Source organism: Streptomyces sp. JNUCC 63 (assembly GCF_054366325.1).
On the sequence record NZ_CM135963.1, the window covers coordinates 1417067 to 1434189 of the forward strand.

Consider the following 17123-nt stretch of genomic DNA (forward strand, 5'->3'; position numbering starts at 1 on the left):
TGTGCTGGAGCAGGCGGGTGCTGAGGTACGCGGGGTGCTGGGTGGGTTCGGGGGCCGGGACGGAGCGGGCGGGGTCCGGGCGGACCGGACGACGTCGGCACTGATGTGCCGGGGTGCGGGTGCGGTGCCGGGGTGCGGCTCGTACGTGCGCAGGGTGTGCGAGTGGTGCAGGTGGTGCAGGTGGTGCGGCTTGTACGGCGGACTGATGATCCGTGGAGGTGCGGTTGCGTGCCGGTGAGTGCGGGGTCGTGCTGGTGGTGCGGGGTCGTGCGCGCCGGTCAGGCCGGCGAGAACAGATGGTCGCTGATGAGCCGGGCCGCGCCGATCACGCCGGCTTTCGGGCCCAACTCGCCCAGGACGATGGGGAGGTTGCCGGTCGCCAGCGGTAGCGACTGGCGGTACACCTGGGTGCGGATGGCGGCGAGGAGGGTGTGGCCGAGGCCGGTGACCCCGCCGCCGATCACCACCAGGCCGGGGTTGAAGAAGGAGACGAGTCCGGCGATGACCTGACCGGTGCGGGTTCCTCCCTGTCGGATCAGAGCGAGCGAGGTGGCGTCGCCCGCGGCGGCAGCGGCGGCGACGTCCACGGCGGTGAGCCGGCCGTTCGCCTCCAGCCGGGCCGCGAGTTCGGAGGACAGGCCCTGTTGGGCCGCCTCCAGTGCGTCGCGGGCGAGGGCGGCGCCGCTGAAGTGGGCCTCCAGACAGCCCCGGTTGCCGCAGGCGCACGGGCGTCCGTCGGGCACGGCCTGGATGTGCCCGATGTCGCCCGCGCTGCCCGTCGTACCGCGGTGGACCTCGCCGCCGGCGACGATGCCGCAGCCGATGCCGGTACCGATCTTGACGCAGAGGAAGTCGCCCACGGAGCGGGCGACGCCCGCGTGCTGCTCCCCCATCGCCATGAGGTTCACGTCGTTGTCGACCATGACCGGGCAGCCGAGTTCCTGGCTGAGCGCCTCCCGCACGGGGAAGCCGTCCCAGCCCGGCATGATCGGGGGCGCCACGGGGACGCCCTCGGGGAAGCGGACGGGGCCGGGGACGCCGATGCCGGCGCCGTCGTACCCCTCCGCGAGCCCCGATGCCCGCAGCTTCGCGGCCATGGCCAGGACCTGCTCGAAGACCGCGACGGGGCCCTCGCGCACGTCCATCGGCTGGTTGAGGTGTCCCAGCACCTCCAGCTCGGCGTTGGTGACGGCGACGTCGACCGAGGTCGCGCCGATGTCGACGCCCAGGAAGCGCAGGCCGGGTGCGAGGCGCACGTTGTGGGAGCGGCGGCCGCCGCGGGAGGCGGCGAGTCCGTCGGCGACGACCAGTCCCGTCTCCAGGAGCCGGTCCACCTCCACGGCCAGCTTCGACCGGGACAGGTCGACCCGGTCGCCGAGCTGTGCCCGGGAGCTGGGGCCCCCGTCGCGCAGCAGCTTCAGCAGCCGGGCCTGGTGTGCGTTGGCGGGTCGTGCCGTCATACGTCTCACGAGCCCCTCCCCGCCTCAAATCGGCCTGTCCACACGGATTTTCGGCCAACTGGCCGACTTGGTTTCGAGGGGACCGTAGCAGCGACTGCCGGAAGTGGGAAGAAGTTGCGCACGGATCGGTGGCCACTTTTTCCAGGGAGAGGACAAAGTGGGGGTGGGGGCAGTGCCCCGCGTCGCGTCAAGGGCAGCGGATGACCTGCCCGGCGTACGAGAGGTTGCCGCCGAACCCGAAGAGGAGGACCGGGTCGCCGGTGGTGACGGCGCCCTGTTCGACCAGCTTGGACAGGGCCAGCGGGATGCTCGCGGCCGAGGTGTTGCCGGACTCGCTCACGTCCCGGGCGACCACGGCGTTGACGGCCCCCAGCCTCTTGGCGAGCGGCTCGATGATGCGCAGGTTGGCCTGGTGCAGCACGACCGCGGCAAGCTCCTCGGGCGCGAGGCCGGCCCGTTCGCAGGCCTGCCGGGCCAGCGGCGGCAGTCGCGTGGTGGCCCACCGGTAGACGCTCTGCCCCTCCTGGGCGAACCGCGGGGGCGTGCCCTCGATCCGTACCGCGTGCCCCATCTCCGGCACCGAACCCCACAGCACCGGCCCGATCCCGGGCGCCGCCGCTCCCGGCGGGCAGGCCTCGACCACGGCGGCGCCGGCCCCGTCGCCGACGAGCACGCAGGTCGTCCGGTCGCTCCAGTCGGTCACGTCGGACATCTTGTCGGCGCCGATGACCAGGGCACGGGTGGCGGCGCCGGCGCGCACGGTGTGGTCGGCGGTGGCCAGGGCGTGGGTGAAGCCGGCGCAGACGACGTTGACGTCCATGGCGGCGGGTCGCGGTACGCCGAGCCGGGCCGCCACGCGGGCGGCGGTGTTCGGGGAGCGGTCGATGGCCGTGGAGGTGGCGACCAGTACCAGATCGATGTCGTCGGGCGTGAGTCCCGCCGCCGCGAGCGCCTTGGCTGCGGCGTGCGCGGCGAGCTCGTCCACCGGCTCGTCGGGCCCGGCGATGTGCCGGGTCCGGATGCCCACCCGGCTCCTGATCCACTCGTCGCTGGTGTCCACCAGGGCGGCCAGGTCCTCGTTGGTGAGCACCTTGGCGGGCTGGTAGTGACCGACGGCGGCGATGCGCGAGCCGTTCATGGGCGATCCCCCTCGTTGCTTGCTTGCCGTGAGTGGCGGGGTTCACCAGTCTGATCAGTGACTCGCGGGTAGCCCGGCAGGTGAAGGCACAGGAATCGGGCAGTCGGGTTGTCGGCTTCCGTCAGAAGGTCGGACGTCCTCGATAATCGGACGTCCCTGATAATCGGATCGATCGCAAGGTCTCCTGGGGAGAAGTGATGGGACGAGTCACGGAACGACGCAAGGTGATCCGCATCCGCGACGGGGCCGTCTCGTCCCGCCCGGACACACTGGTGGCCGAGGAGCCGCTGGAGATCCGGCTGAACGGCAAGCCGCTCGCGATCACCATGCGCACTCCGGGCGACGACTTCGCGCTGGCGGCCGGGTTCCTGGTGAGTGAGGGTGTTCTGGGCTCGCCGTCCGACGTGCTGAACATCGTGTACTGCGCGGGGGCTACCGCGGAGGGTCGTAACACGTACAACGTGGTGGATGTGAAGACGGCGCCTGGGGTCGTGCTGCCGGACATCACCCTCGAGCGCAACGTGTACACGACGTCCTCCTGCGGTCTGTGCGGCAAGGCCAGCCTGGACGCGGTCCGTACGACCGCCCGCTGGCCGATCTCGGACACCCCTCCGGTCCGCGTCGAGCCCGGGCTCCTCGCGAGCCTCCCCGACCGGCTGCGCGCCGCCCAGCGCGTCTTCGACCGCACCGGCGGGCTGCACGCGGCGGCCCTGTTCGACGAGGACGGCGAACTGCTGGACATACGGGAGGACGTGGGCCGCCACAACGCCGTCGACAAGCTGGTCGGGCTGGCACTGCGGAGCGGGCGGCTGCCGCTGTCCCGGGCGATCCTGCTGGTGTCCGGGCGGGCCTCCTTCGAGCTGGCACAGAAGGCCGTCATGGCGGGGATTCCGGTACTGGCGGCGGTCTCGGCGCCGTCGTCGCTGGCGGTGGATCTGGCGGCGGAGACGGGGCTGACGCTGGTGGGGTTTTTGCGGGGGAGCTCCATGAATGTGTATGCGGGGGAAGGGCGGGTTGCTTTGCGGGAGGGGGTGGGGTGGGGGTGAGCAGAAGGTGCTTGTTGCGGGCGTGGGTGTCCTTCAGCGCTTGTACGACCGTGGGGATTGCTTGTGCTCACGTGGGGGCTTGCAGCGGGCCGCGAGCTTGACGGCTTGCACGCCCGTGGGGGCTTGCAGCGGGCCGCGAGCTTGATGGCTCGGTCGCCCGTAGGGGCTTGCAGCGGGCCGCGAGCTTGACGGCTCGGTCGCCCGTAGGGGCTTGCAGCGGGCCGCGAGCTTGACGGCTCGGTCGCCTACGGGCGCTGTAAGCCGGGGTCGAGGGCCCGATCGTGCTCAGCGCTTCGCGCCTCCGCGCGTTCGGGCCCTCGACCCCGGCGCGCCCTTCGGCTCCCTCGCGGCCGGCGCGTGGGGACAGTCGGGGTGGGTGGGCCCGCACCCTGGGACGGGGACTTTTGGCGGGCCCACGCTCTGGGATGAGGACTTTTGGCGGGCCGCACCCTGAGGTGGGGACTTTTGGCGGGCCGCACCCTGAGGTGGGGACTTTTGGCGGGCGCGGCCCGGGATGGGAGCTCTGGCCTCAGTTTCGGGCGTAGCCGGCCTCGGTTTTGGATCGGCCGGTGATCTCCTGCTGGGCCTCGGGGTCGTGGGCCCGGCGCTTGGCGATCACCGCGCAGACCATGAGCTGCATCTGGTGGAAGAGCATCAGCGGCAGTACGGCGAGGGAGGCCTGGGCGCCGAACAGGACGCTCGCCATGGGCAGACCGGCGGCCAGGGACTTCTTCGAGCCGGCGAACTGGATGGCGATGCGGTCGGCCCGGCCGAAGCGCAGCGCCCGGGCGCCGTACCAGGTCAGGGCCAGCATCACGGCGAGCAGTACGGCCTCCACACCGAGCAGGGCGCCCAGCCGGGCGGGGCTCACCTGGTGCCAGATGCCGCGGACCATGCCCTCGCTGAACGCGGTGTAGACGACGAGCAGGATGGAGCCGCGGTCGACGAGCCCGAGAACCTTTCTGTGCCGGGCGACGAAGCCGGCGATCCAGGGGCGCAGCACCTGTCCGGCGACGAACGGCACGAGCAGCTGCAGCACGATCGTGATCAGCGAGTGTGCGGAGAAGCCACCGCCGCTGTTGCCCAGGAGCACGGCCGCGAGGAGCGGGGTGAGGAGGATGCCGACCAGGGAGGAGAAGGAACCGGCGCAGATCGCGGCGGGCACGTTGCCGCGGGCGATGGAGGTGAAGGCGATCGACGACTGGATGGTCGACGGGACGAGGGTGAGGAAGAGCAGGCCCTGGTAGAGCGGCTGGGTCAGGAGGGTCGGGACCAGTCCGCGGGCGGCCAGGCCCAGCAGGGGGAAGACGAGGAAAGTGCAGGCCAGGACCGTGACGTGCAGTCGCCAGTGCTTCAGGCCGTCCAGCGCCTCGCGGGTGGACAGGCGGGCTCCGTAGAGGAAGAACAGGAAGGCGATCGCGGCGGTCGAGGCACCCGAGGCCACGTGGGCGGCCGTGCCGCGGGCCGGCAGGAGCGCGGCGATGCCCACCGTGCCGATCAGCAGCACTATGTACGGGTCGATCGGCAGCCAACTCGGCCAGTGCGGGCGTTTCACGGTGCTCCAGTGCTCCAGTGCTTCGCTTGCTCGTACTCGTGCTCGTGCTCGTCGTGCTCGTGCTCGTGCTCATCGACGGTCGGGACCGGCGGGTCCCCTCTCCATCGTCCTCCCCCGTCCTGCCGGCGGGGTGACCGGGATTCCGCCCTACCACGCTGGTGATCTTGTGGGCCGACCAGGAGGGCCGTAAGCGGGTCGTACAGATTCAGTGGAGATTACGGTATCGAAAGGTACGGAACCGTAAGTTATCTGTCCGGCCCTGCCCGTTGTGAGTGCAATTTTGGGCGCTGGCCTGTGCGTATGTGAGCAATGCTCGCGTTCACGGACCCTCCCGCCCCACCACACCCTGGGGTAGCTTTCACGGCGCTGTGCGGAGCGTCACAAGGAGGAGGAGCGGGTTTGCGCGAGTTCACCAGCCCTCCGTTGACGCTGCCACCGCCGGTGGGCGGGCTGGCCGACGTCGTCTTCCAGCACGCCCAGGACGACCCGCTGCACGTCGCGCTCGGCCGCAAGGACGAACACGGGAACTGGCGCGACGTGACCTGTGCCGAGTTCCGCGACGAGGTGCTGGCCCTCGCCAAGGGCCTGCTGGCCCAGGGTGTCCGCTTCGGCGACCGGGTCGCGATCATGTCCCGTACCCGCTACGAGTGGACGCTGTTCGACTTCGCGCTGTGGACGATCGGCGCCCAGGTGGTGCCGGTCTATCCGACGTCCTCGGCCGAGCAGTGCTTCTGGATGCTGTACGACGCCGAGGTGTCGGCGGCGGTCGTGGAGCACGAGGACCACGCGATGACGATCGCCACCGTCATCGACCGGCTGCCGCGGCTGCGCCGGCTGTGGCAGCTGGACACCGGCGCCGTGCGGGAGCTGTACGACGCCGGGGCGTACATCGACGACGACGTGGTGCACCGGCACCGGGAGGCGGTCACCCCGGACTCGGTCGCGACGGTGATCTACACCTCCGGCACCACCGGCCGGCCCAAGGGCTGTGTCCTGTCCCACGGCAATTTCATGTACGAGGCGGACACGGTCATCGAGCGCTGGGAGCCGGTGTTCCACACCAAGAAGGGCGACGAGGCGGCCACGCTGCTGTTCCTGCCGCTCGCGCACGTCTTCGGGCGGATGGTGGAGGTGGCTGCGGTTCGCGGCAAGGTCCGCTTCGGTCACCAGCCGCAGCTGAACGCCGCCGCCCTGCTGCCCGACCTGCAGGCGTTCAGACCGACGTTCGTCCTCGCGGTGCCGTACGTCTTCGAGAAGGTGTTCAACGCGGCCCGGCGCAAGGCGGAGAAGGAGGGCAAGGACGGACCCTTCGAGAAGGCCGTCGAGGTGGCCGTGAGATACGCGGACGCCGTCGAGGCCAAGGCGTGGGGCATCGGGCCGGGTCCTTCGGCCGGCCTGCGGATGCAGCACCAGTTCTTCGACAAGCTCGTCTACTCCAAGGTGCGCGCGGCCATGGGCGGTCGCATACGCAATGCCATGTCCGGCGGTTCGGCCATGGACCGGCGGCTCGGACTGTTCTTCGCGGGTGCCGGTGTGCAGATCTACGAGGGCTACGGCCTGACCGAGTCCACCGCGGCCGCCACCGCCAATCCGCCCGAGCGCACCCGCTACGGCACCGTCGGGCAACCCATACCGGGCGTCACCGTGCACATCGCCGACGACGGCGAGGTCTGGCTGAACGGCGGCAACGTCTTCCAGGGCTACCTCAACAACCCGAAGGCCACCGACGAGATCCTGCACGACGGCTGGCTGGACACCGGCGACCTCGGCTCCCTCGACGAGGACGGCTATCTGACCATCACCGGGCGCAAGAAGGAGATCCTGGTGACCTCCGGCGGCAAGAGCGTGTCACCGGGCCTGCTGGAGGAGCGGGTGCGCGACCATCCGCTGGTCTCCCAGTGCATCCTCGTCGGCAACGACCGCCCCTACGTCGCCGCCCTGGTCACCCTCGACCAGGAGGCCGTCGAGCACTGGCTGCAGATGCGCGGCAAGCCGCGGATGCCGTCGGCCCGGCTGGTGCTCGACGCCGACCTGGAGATGGAGGTGCGGCGCGCGGTGGTCGCCGCCAACACGCTGGTCTCCCGGGCCGAGGCCATCCGCACCTTCCGCATCCTCGCCCAGCCGTTCACCGAGGAACACGGGCTGCTGACCCCGTCCCTGAAGCTCAAGCGCAAGGCCATCGAGAAGGCGTACGCCGACGAGGTGGAGGCGCTGTACCAGGACTGAGCCGACACGACGCGCGGGTCAGGAATGCGGTACGGGCCGTGATCGTTGACGATGGGAGCACCACCTGACGAACCGACGACAACCGAAGGATCAAGAGCTCGTGAGCAGCAAGGTCCCCCCGATCATCCTCAACAACGGCGTCGAGATGCCCCAGCTGGGCTTCGGTGTCTGGCAGGTGCCGGACGACGAGGCGGAGCGAGCCGTCGCCACCGCGCTGGAGACCGGGTACCGCAGCATCGACACGGCGGCGCTCTACGGCAACGAGGAGGGCACCGGCAGGGCCATCGCCGCCTCCGGCATCCCTCGTGAGGAGGTCTTCGTCACCACCAAGCTCCGGAACAGCGACCAGGGGTACGACTCCACGCTGCGCGCCTTCGACGTGTCGCTGAACAAGCTCGGCCTGGAATACGTGGACCTGTACCTGATCCACTGGCCGACGCCGGCCAGGGGGAAGTTCGTCGACAGCTACAAGGCGCTCGAGAAGCTGCACGCCGAGGGGCGCGTCCGGGCGATCGGCGTCTCCAACTTCCTTCCCGAGCACCTGGAGCGCCTGGCCGCCGAGACCTCGGTGATCCCGGCGGTCAACCAGATCGAGCTGCACCCGCACCTGCAGCAGCACGCCGCACGCGAGTACCACGCGGAGCAGGGCATCGCCACCGAGGCCTGGTCGCCGCTCGGCCAGGGCAAGGGCCTGCTGGAGGTTCCGGCGATCGTCGCGATCGCGCAGAAGCACAACCGCACGCCGGCCCAGGTGGTGCTGCGCTGGCACCTTCAGCTGGGCAACATCGTGATCCCGAAGTCGGTGACGCCGTCCCGGATCCGGGAGAACATCGAGGTCTTCGACTTCAGCCTGGACGACGAGGACCTCGCGGCGATCAGCGCGCTGAACGAGGACCGGCGCCTCGGTCCGGACCCGGCGACGTTCGAGGTGGCATGACACTCGGCCTCGGCACCTGACACACCCGGGCAGGCGGGAGTCTGACGACAGGCTCTCAGGAGGTTCGTACGGCCGTGTACACGGTGTGTGCCTTCAGTACGAACACGTCCTTCCTGCGGTGCACGCTCGCCTCGTCCTCGGGGTCGAGGAGGCGGTCGAGGGTGGCGCGGTCCTCGTCGTCGATGCCGTCCTCGAGGGATTCGCGCAGCCGGTCCAGGGTGGCGGCGACATGGGCGCGGGCCCGGTCGGAGGCCGGGGCGGGCAGATCCAGCAGGAAGCTGCGGGTGCGGGTGGGCTTCAGGCCCGCGGCCGTCAGCAGCGCCGGCCAGTCCTCGATCTCGGCGACGGAACCCGGCAGCTCGGCCCGCATCCGCGTGAACCAGTCCTCCTGCACCACGTCGAGGCGGGCCTGGAGGCCCGGGCGGCCGATGCCGATGTCCCGGGGCAGGAAGCGGGCCGGCAGGCCGCCCTCCAGCAGGGCCAGGGTGCCGCCGGGCGCCAGGCGCTCGGCGAACGCGGCGAGGGCGGCCCGCTGATCGCCCAGGTGGTGCAGGCTGTTGCTGGCCCACAGCAGGTCTGCTGGATACTCCAACTCACCGAGTGCTTCTGGCAGTTCACCGTGCACGGTGGTGAAGCGGTCGGCGTGACCGAGGCGGGCGGCCCGCTCGCGGGCCCGCTCCAGCAGCGGCTCGGAGCCGTCCACGGCGACCACCCTGGCGCCCGGGAAGGTCTCGGCGAACAGGCAGGAGACCACCCCCGGCCCGCTGCCGGTGTCGACGATCAGGCCCGGCTCGGTCACCTCCTTCGCCAGCCAGGCCATGGCCCGCTCGTAGAGGGGGGCGAACAGTTCCGCCTGGGACTCCAGCCGCGGAGCCATCACGGCCCAGTCGATGTCGGTGTCCCCATGGTGATGCTGGTGGTGCTGGTGCTCTCGGTGCTCGTGCGCCATGCCCGTCCGCCTCTCCTGCGCGATGTGCCCAGCCTGCGCCGGCGCACCGCCGAGAGGCCACTCCTGTTGCCGGGGCGGCAAAAAACCGGGGACGCGGTGATCCGCCGGGGGGCCGGCCCCCGGCGGATCACCGGCTCACGAGCGGGTCACGACAGCGGCGGGTAGGCGTTCTTCATCAGCTCCTGGAACTGGGCGGAGAACCAGTGCCCGGACACCGGAGCGTTCGGCAGCGCGCCCGACATGCTGTTGCCGTTGCGGGCGTTGCCCCCGTACGTCGGGTCGCACATCCGGTCGAAGCCCTTGCCCTCGTTGTTCGGGATGGCCGAGCTGGAGCCGTCGGACTCCCCCGGGGGCTTCATCCACACGTAGGCGTCGATGCCGGCGGCCGGCGCCGCCTTCGGACGCTCACCGAGACCGGCTCCCGCCTGGTTGCACCAGTTGCCCGTGTTGATGCGCCGGTCGTAGCGCCCGCCGTCGACGTACGTGTCCACGTTCGTCTTGGCGCCCGGACCGCTCGGGCGTGCCGATCCGCCCCAGCCGTTCCTGGAGGTGTCGATCAGCATGCCGATGTCGGAGTTGAAGCCGACCGAGACGAGCTTGTTGCGGAAGGCCTGCGCGAACGACTGCTCGTCGACGTACTGGTTCCAGTCCACCCACTTGGACTGGCGCACCGAGACGCCGTTCACCTGGTCGTTGATCGTGAAGTTGTTCTCCTTCAGGGCGCTGTAGTTGGCCGTGTTGGTGATGAAGCCGGCCACGTCGTTGACGCTTGCGCCCTCACTGGTGGCCGCCTGCTTGAACAGGTCGGCCGACGGGCCGAAGTTGTCGTCCCAGCCGATCCAGCCGTGGTGCCCGGCGTCGATGTAGTTGTAGACGTTCGGGATCTTGCCGAGCTTGGCGAGCGCGTAGCCGACGCCCTTGATGTAGTTGCCGTTGGCCTTCATCGTGTCGCACTGGGGCGTGGCGGTGGCGCGGCCGCCGGCGTTGGTGACCAGGTTCGGCAGCGAGTCGATCTCGATGGTGGTGACGATCCGCAGCGAGGCGTACTTGGGGTCGGACAGGATCGCCGCGATCGGGTCGATGAACTGGGTCTTGTACTTGTCGATCTCCGTCGGGCCGAGTTCGCCGTTGGAGGCGAGGGCCGCGCAGTCGCGTCCCGGCAGGTCGTAGACGACGACCTGGATGACCTCTTCGCCGCTGCCCTTCTGCTTCAGGGCCTCGTCGAGGTGGGCGCGCAGGCCCATGCCGCCGTTCACACCGTTGATCGCGGCGATGCGGTCGAGCCAGACGCCGGTGGGCTGGTTCGAGACGCGGCTGCCGCCCGGCTCGGCGGCGGCCTTCGCGGACCACTCGGGGTTCACGTAGACCTTGGCGCCGACGTACGGGTTGTCGACGCGGCTTCCGTTGCCGGGGCCGGGGTCACCGGGACCGGGATCGCCGGGGCCGGGGTCACCGCCGCCGTTGTCGACGTTGCAGGTGACGCCGTCGAGGGTGAAGGTGGCCGGGATCGCGTTGGTGCCGCTGTAGGTGCCCTGGAAGCCGAAGTTGACCGAACCGCCCGTGGGGAGGCTGCCGTTGTAGCTCTCGTTGGCCGCGGTGACATTGGCGCCGCTCTGGGTGATCTTGGCGTTCCAGCCGCTGGTGACCTTCTGGTTCCCGGCGTAGGACCACTTCAGCGACCAACCGGACTTGGCGGCACCGTTGTTCTTGACGGTGACATCGGCGGTGAAGCCGCTGTCCCACTGGTTCACCTTGTAGTCGACGGTACAGGGGACCGCGGCGCTGGCGGGTGCGGCGGTCAACGCCGTCCCCGTGGCCCCGGCCACCAGGGCCATGGCGGCGAGTATCGATGTTCTGGTACGGCTCATGGGTGCGGGTTGCTCCTTCTTCTGGATGAGACTCTTTCCGAACGGGACTTACTGGGACAGGGCGCGCAGATGGTCGCGCAGCCCGACGCCGAACGCCGTGGGCGTTCCGTCGTAGGCGGAGATCAGGGACGGCCCGGAGGAGCAGTCCCAGGTGTTCCAGGTCCAGCCGAGGTAGGACAGGTTGCGGTCGTCGAACCACTTCATGACCTTGTCGACGAACCCGTGCGAGCAGGTGTTCTCGCCGATCTCCCCGGCCACCAGCGGCACTTGGGCCGCGACCGGGGCGAGCGTGGAGTTCCAGCAGCTCTCACTGGAACAGGTGTTGAAGTTGTAGACGTGGTAGGAGGCGCCGAGATTGCCGGCCGGGTCGCTGGGCCTGTACGTCAGCCACTGGCCGAGGTCGTTGGAGTACGCGAGGCCGCCGGCGAGGATGACGTTCTCGGCGCCGGTGCCCCGTATCGCGTTCACGAGGGACTGCATGCCGGCGACCTGGTATCCGATGCCCGGGCAGGTGCCGCCGTCGCGCCAGCACTTCCAGGCGTCCGTGAGGCCGGCGGTCGCCCGGTCCGGGTAGGGCTCGTTGAACAGGTCGAAGACGACGGCCTGGTCGTTTTTGAAGGTGCTCGCGACCGAGGACCAGAACGACGGCGTGTACTGGGCGTCCGGCATCGGCTTCTGGCAGGTGGCGTGCACGTCGGAGCAGCCCGCCGAGTTGCCGGTGTACTGGCCGTAGGTCCAGTGCAGTTCGACGATCGGGGTCATGCCGTGCGCCTCGACGCGGGCCACCAGCTCCTTGACGGCGCTGATGTAGTTGGTGCCCGCGTACTGCGGTTTGATGTTGGAAAGGCCCAGCCAGCACTCCTCGTTGAGCGGGATGCGGACGGCGTTCGCCTTCCAGTCGGCGATCGCCTTGATCGCGGCGTCGTCGACGGGGCCGTCCCAGATGCCGTAGCCCTGGACGCACATGAACTCGCCGCCGGAGCGGTTGACCCCGAGCAGCCGGTGGGTCCTGCCGCCGGCGTCGACGAGCTTGTTGCCCGAGACGTGCAGGGCGGGTGCCTTGCCGTCACCGGTCGGCGGCGGATCCGTCGGGGGTGCGGACGGGTCCGGGTCGACGTTGCACGTGGTCCCGTTGAGCTTGAACGTCGTCGGTGCGGTGTTGCTCCCCGACCAGGAGGCGAGGAATCCGGCGCTGACGCTCGCGCCGGTGCCGAGCGAGCCGTTCCAGCTCTCGTTGGCGGCGGTCACCGTCGTACCGGACTGGGACCACTTGGCGTTCCAGCCCTGGGTGACCTTCTGACCGCCGGCGAGGTCGAAGGCCAGGCTCCAACTGCTCAGCTTGGCATGGTTGTTGGTGATCCTCACGTCGCCCTGGAAGCCGCTGTCCCACTGGCTGGTGACCGTGTACTCCACCGTGCACGCGGGTGCGGCTCCGTGCGCCGTGACCGCCGGCACGACCACGCTCCCGAGGAGCGCGACCGCGCCGGCGAGGACTAAAAGTCCTGAACGCGGGGGGTGTCGCATGAGCGACTCCTTGCAGCTCTGGCGCGCCGTGACGGACGCGTCGACTGATGGAATCGCTCCCACTGGTGCGAGTGAAGGTAGCGGCAAGTGACGGCAAAGGACAGAGGGGCTGCGGATTTTCGCTGACTTTCCCTCAACTCGCCGCCTTACGAGGGTCGTCGACCGGCGGCGAAGGGTGTCGAATCTTTTCGACTCTTCAAATACCTTGACCGCCCCCGCACCCGTCCTCACTATGGGAGCGCTCCCACTGGTTCACGGCTTGTCGCTCCTCCCCCACCTCTTCCGAGCCGCAAGGAGGACCAGCACATGCATCCTCGACGCAGACGCCGCGTGCGACGGCGTTTGTGGACCGCCGTCGTGGCGGCCCTCGCACTCCCGCTCACCATGCTGTCCACGGGCGCGACCACCGCGCACGCGGCGGCCCCGCAGTGCAGCGTGGACTACAAGACCAACGACTGGGGCTCCGGCTTCACCGCCGACCTCACGATCACCAACCGCGGTACGGACGCCATCAACGGCTGGACGCTGACGTACACCTACTCGGGCAACCAGAAGCTGGCGAACGGCTGGAACGGCGACTGGTCGCAGTCCGGGCAGACGGTCACCGTGAAGAACGCCCCGTACAACGGGACGATCGCCGCCGGGTCCGCCGTGAGCACCGGCGCCCAGTTCGCGTACAGCGGCACCAACACCGCCCCCACGAACTTCGCGATCAACGGCACCGCCTGCGCCGGCGCGCACCAGCCGCCGGTGACCGTACTGACCAGCCCGGCCCCGGGCGCGGTCTACACGCAGGGCACCGCGGTACCGCTCGCGGCGACCGCGGCGGCGGCCGACAACGCGACCATCACCAAGGTCGAGTTCTACGACGACACGAAGCTGCTGGGCACGGACACGAGCGCGCCGTACACGCTCTCGGCCTCTGGCTTGACCGTGGGCAGTCATTCTCTGGTGGCGAAGGCGTACGACAGCCTCGGCGCCTCCGCGGAGTCCACGCCGGTCGGCATCACGGTCGCCTCGGGTCCCGCCGTGGTCGCCTCGCCGACCCAACTGGGCGTCCAGCAGGGCAAGACGGGCACCTTCGACGTGAAGCTGTCGAACCAGCCGAGCGCGAACGTGACGGTGGGCGTCGCCCGCACGTCCGGCAACACGGGTCTGTCGGTGACCGGCGGCTCCTCGCTCACCTTCACGCCGTCCAACTGGAACACCGCGCAGAAGGTGACCGTCACCGCGAACTCCTCCGGCACCGGCTCGGCGGTCTTCACGGCCTCGGCGACCGGCTACACCAACGCCACGGTCACCGTGACGCAGCTGGCGGCCTCCAAGGCGTACGACGCCCGCTTCCTGGACCTCTACGGGAAGATCACCAACCCGGCGAACGGCTACTTCTCCCCCGACGGCATTCCCTACCACTCGGTGGAGACGCTGATCGTGGAGGCGCCCGACCACGGTCACGAGACCACGTCGGAGGCCTACAGCTACCTCCTCTGGCTGCAGGCCATGTACGGCAAGGTGACGGGCGACTGGTCCAAGTTCAACGGCGCCTGGTCGATCATGGAAAAGTACATGATCCCCACCCACGCCGACCAGTCGACCAACTCCTTCTACACCGCCTCCAAGCCGGCCACCTACGCGCCCGAACTGGACACGCCCAACGAGTACCCGGCGAAGCTCGACACGGGAGTCTCGGTGGGCCCGGACCCGATCGCGGGCGAGCTGAAGTCCGCGTACGGCACGGACGACGTCTACGGCATGCACTGGATCGAGGATGTCGACAACGTCTACGGCTACGGCAACGCGCCCGGCAAGTGCGAGGCCGGCCCCACGGCCGCGGGACCGTCGTACATCAACACCTTCCAGCGCGGCCCCGAGGAGTCGGTCTGGGAGACGGTGCCGCAGCCGACCTGCGACGCCTTCAAGTACGGCGGCAAGAACGGCTACCTGGACCTGTTCACCGGTGACTCCTCCTACGCCAAGCAGTGGAAGTTCACCAACGCCCCGGACGCCGACGCGCGTGCCGTGCAGGCCGCGTACTGGGCCGATGTGTGGGCCAAGGCCCAGGGCAAGGGCGGGGACGTGTCGGCCACCGTCGCCAAGGCGGCGAAGATGGGCGACTACCTGCGGTACGCGATGTTCGACAAGTACTTCAAGAAGATCGGCAACTGTGTCGGGGCCTCCTCCTGCCCGGCCGGCACCGGCAAGGACGCCTCGCACTACCTGCTCTCCTGGTACTACGCCTGGGGCGGTGCGACGGACTCCTCGGCGGGCTGGGCCTGGCGCATCGGCTCCAGCCACGCCCACGGCGGCTACCAGAACCCGCTCGCCGCGTACGCGCTGAGCAGTTACGCCGACCTGAAGCCCAAGTCGGCGACCGGCGCGGCCGACTGGAGCAAGTCGCTCCAGCGCCAGCTGGAGTTCTACCGGTGGCTGCAGTCCTCCGAGGGCGGCATCGCGGGCGGCGCGACCAACAGCTGGCAGGGCCGGTACGCCACCCCACCGGCCGGCACGTCGACCTTCTACGGCATGTACTACGACTGGCAGCCGGTCTACCACGACCCGCCGTCCAACCAGTGGTTCGGCTTCCAGGCCTGGTCGATGGAGCGGGTCGCCGAGTACTACCAGCAGACGGGGAACACCACGGCCAAGGCAGTGCTCGACAAGTGGGTCAAGTGGGCGCTGTCCAAGACCACCGTCAACCCCGACGGCACCTTCCGGATCCCCTCCACCCTCCAGTGGTCGGGCCAGCCCGACACCTGGAACGCCTCCTCCCCCGGTGCCAACAGCAACCTGCACGTCACCGTCGCCGACTACACCAACGACGTCGGTGTGGCCGCCGCGTACGCCAAGACCCTGACGTACTACGCCGCCCGGTCCGGTGACGCCCAGGCCAAGTCGACGGCGAAGGCGCTGCTGGACGGCATGTGGGGCAACTACCAGGACAGCCTGGGCATCGCCGTCCCGGAGACCCGCACCGACTACAGCCGCTTCGGCGACAAGGTGTACGTGCCCGGCGGCTGGACCGGCACCATGCCGAACGGCGACAGGATCGACTCCTCGTCGACGTTCGCCTCCATCCGTTCCTTCTACAAGAACGACCCGGCCTGGTCGAAGATCGAGGCCTACCTCAAGGGCGGCGCGGCCCCCAGTTTCACGTACCACCGCTTCTGGGCCCAGGCCGACATCGCCCTCGCCATGGGTTCGTACGCGGAGCTCCTCGAATAAGCCCCCGCTGAACGCTCCGTGTACCGGGGCCCGTCGTCCGCCGACGGGACTCCGACCGGGCGGCTCCCTCACGGGGGGAGCCGCCCGGTCGTCACTTCCTTCTTCCTTCTGCCTTCGCCGAGAGGAGCCCCACCGTGCGAAGAACCCTTCGGGTGTGAGCGGCGGCGGCACGGTCGCGGCCGGGGCGGACGGCAGCCGGTTCGTGTGGAGCCCGGCGGGCACGGGCGTGCGGTACACGACGGGGTTCGGCTCGTCGTGGTCAGCGTCGGCCGGGATCCCGGCGGGCGCGGTCGTGTGAGTCCGACCGGGTGGATCCGAAGACCTTCTACGGCTTCAAGTCGGGCAAGTTCTACGTCAGTTCGGACGGCGGCGCGACCTTCACGGCGTCGTCGGCCTCCGGTCTGCCGAGCGGTGACAGCGTGCGCCTCAAGGCGCTGCCGGGCACCAAGGACGACATCTGGCTGTCTGGCGGCGCGAGCGACGGCGCGTACGGGCTGTGGCACTCCACCAACGGCGGCGCGAGCTTCACCAAGCTGCCGAACGTCGAGCAGGCCGACACCATCGGCTTCGGCAAGGCGGCGAGCGGCGCGTCGTACCAGACGCTCTACACGAGCGCGAAGATCGACGGGGTGCGGGGCATCTTCCGCTCGACCGACAGGGGAGCGAGCTGGACCCGTATCAACGACGGCGCCCACCAGTGGGGTTGGACGGGCGCGGCGATCACGGGTGACCCGCGGGTCTACGGCCGGGTGTACGTGTCGACCAACGGGCGGGGCGTGGTCTACGGCGACACCTCCGACACGAACGGCGGAGGCGGGGACACGGGCGGTGGCGGAGACACGGGTGGCGGAGACACGGGTGGCGGAGACACGGGCGCCTGCGCGGTGACGTACAAGGTCACCAACCAGTGGTCCGACGGCTTCCAGGCCGATGTGCGGCTGACCAACACCGGCTCCGCGGCCTGGAACGGCTGGTCGCTCACCTGGTCCTTCCCGAACGGCCAGAAGATCACCCAGCTGTGGAACGCCGACCACACCCAGTCTGGCGCCGCGGTGGCGGTGAAGAACGCGGGCTGGAACGCCACGGTGGCCGCGGGCTCGTCGGTGGGTTTCGGCTTCACGGGAAGCTGGTCGGGGACGAACGGCACACCGGCGGCCTTCAAGGTCGGCGACCAGACCTGCACGGCCGGCTGACCAAA

General features: G+C 69.8%; 10 protein-coding genes and 1 pseudogene. 5 read left to right on the forward strand and 6 right to left on the reverse strand.

From position 1 onward, the window contains the following. Nucleotides 1-278 precede the first annotated feature (278 nt). Nucleotides 279-1460, reverse strand: a complete 1182-nt coding sequence (locus ACX25U_RS06415; protein ID WP_454389552.1) for an ROK family protein — start codon at nt 1458-1460, stop codon at nt 279-281. A 187-nt stretch (nt 1461-1647) separates the two neighbouring features. Beyond that, nucleotides 1648-2598 carry a beta-ketoacyl-ACP synthase III gene (locus tag ACX25U_RS06420; protein ID WP_454389553.1) on the reverse strand — a complete coding sequence of 317 codons (951 nt, stop codon included), beginning with the start codon at nt 2596-2598 and terminating at the stop codon, nt 1648-1650. Between the two features lie 197 nt (nt 2599-2795). Here ACX25U_RS06420 and fdhD point away from each other — a divergent pair, with 197 nt between their 5' ends. Beyond that, nucleotides 2796-3644 carry a formate dehydrogenase accessory sulfurtransferase FdhD gene (gene fdhD / locus ACX25U_RS06425; protein WP_454389554.1) on the forward strand — a complete coding sequence of 283 codons (849 nt, stop codon included), beginning with the start codon at nt 2796-2798 and terminating at the stop codon, nt 3642-3644. Between the two features lie 529 nt (nt 3645-4173). On the opposite strand, the gene ACX25U_RS06430 is transcribed toward fdhD, so the two are convergent. Then, nucleotides 4174-5199, reverse strand: coding sequence for a bile acid:sodium symporter family protein (locus tag ACX25U_RS06430; protein ID WP_454389555.1), 1026 nt, complete (start codon nt 5197-5199; stop codon nt 4174-4176). A 399-nt stretch (nt 5200-5598) separates the two neighbouring features. On the opposite strand from ACX25U_RS06430, the gene ACX25U_RS06435 reads away from it, so the two are divergent. Together ACX25U_RS06435 and ACX25U_RS06440 are read left to right on the forward strand one after the other, a co-directional pair. Beyond that, complete coding sequence (locus ACX25U_RS06435) at nt 5599-7425, forward strand: AMP-dependent synthetase/ligase (RefSeq protein ID WP_454389556.1); 1827 nt, start codon at nt 5599-5601, stop codon at nt 7423-7425. A gap of 100 nt (nt 7426-7525) precedes the next feature. After that, on the forward strand, nt 7526-8362 hold the full coding sequence (locus tag ACX25U_RS06440; RefSeq protein ID WP_454389557.1) for an aldo/keto reductase: 837 nt from the start codon (nt 7526-7528) through the stop codon (nt 8360-8362). 55 nt (nt 8363-8417) lie between these two features. Here the strand turns inward: ACX25U_RS06440 and ACX25U_RS06445 are convergent, their stop codons facing one another. The 3 genes from ACX25U_RS06445 to ACX25U_RS06455 all read right to left on the reverse strand — a co-directional run bounded on the left by ACX25U_RS06445 (nt 8418) and on the right by ACX25U_RS06455 (nt 12703). Next, nucleotides 8418-9311: a class I SAM-dependent methyltransferase gene (locus tag ACX25U_RS06445; RefSeq protein WP_454389558.1), complete on the reverse strand. Its 894-nt coding sequence runs from the start codon at nt 9309-9311 to the stop codon at nt 8418-8420. 146 nt (nt 9312-9457) lie between these two features. After that, complete coding sequence (locus ACX25U_RS06450; RefSeq protein WP_454389559.1) at nt 9458-11179, reverse strand: glycoside hydrolase family 6 protein; 1722 nt, start codon at nt 11177-11179, stop codon at nt 9458-9460. Nucleotides 11180-11227: 48 nt separating this feature from the next. After that, the gene (locus tag ACX25U_RS06455; RefSeq protein WP_454389560.1) at nt 11228-12703 is read right to left on the reverse strand and encodes a cellulase family glycosylhydrolase; all 1476 of its coding nucleotides are present in this window, start codon (nt 12701-12703) and stop codon (nt 11228-11230) included. A gap of 306 nt (nt 12704-13009) precedes the next feature. Between ACX25U_RS06455 and ACX25U_RS06460 the strand changes: the two genes are divergently transcribed. Together ACX25U_RS06460 and ACX25U_RS06465 are read left to right on the forward strand one after the other, a co-directional pair. Beyond that, on the forward strand, nt 13010-15925 hold the full coding sequence (locus tag ACX25U_RS06460; RefSeq protein ID WP_454389561.1) for a glycoside hydrolase family 48 protein: 2916 nt from the start codon (nt 13010-13012) through the stop codon (nt 15923-15925). A gap of 142 nt (nt 15926-16067) precedes the next feature. After that, nucleotides 16068-17118, forward strand: a pseudogene (locus ACX25U_RS06465) (cellulose binding domain-containing protein); the annotation flags it as partial. Nucleotides 17119-17123 lie beyond the last annotated feature (5 nt).

What these genes read in the sequence shown, in the direction of transcription:
- ACX25U_RS06415 (WP_454389552.1), bottom strand. Translation starts at nt 1,460, where the DNA reads ATGACGGCACGACCCGCCAACGCACACCAGGCCCGGCTGCTGAAGCTG.
- ACX25U_RS06420 (WP_454389553.1), bottom strand. Translation starts at nt 2,598, where the DNA reads ATGAACGGCTCGCGCATCGCCGCCGTCGGTCACTACCAGCCCGCCAAG.
- fdhD (WP_454389554.1), top strand. Translation starts at nt 2,796, where the DNA reads ATGGGACGAGTCACGGAACGACGCAAGGTGATCCGCATCCGCGACGGG.
- ACX25U_RS06445 (WP_454389558.1), bottom strand. Translation starts at nt 9,311, where the DNA reads ATGGCGCACGAGCACCGAGAGCACCAGCACCACCAGCATCACCATGGG.
- ACX25U_RS06450 (WP_454389559.1), bottom strand. Translation starts at nt 11,179, where the DNA reads ATGAGCCGTACCAGAACATCGATACTCGCCGCCATGGCCCTGGTGGCC.
- ACX25U_RS06455 (WP_454389560.1), bottom strand. Translation starts at nt 12,703, where the DNA reads ATGCGACACCCCCCGCGTTCAGGACTTTTAGTCCTCGCCGGCGCGGTC.
- ACX25U_RS06460 (WP_454389561.1), top strand. Translation starts at nt 13,010, where the DNA reads ATGCATCCTCGACGCAGACGCCGCGTGCGACGGCGTTTGTGGACCGCC.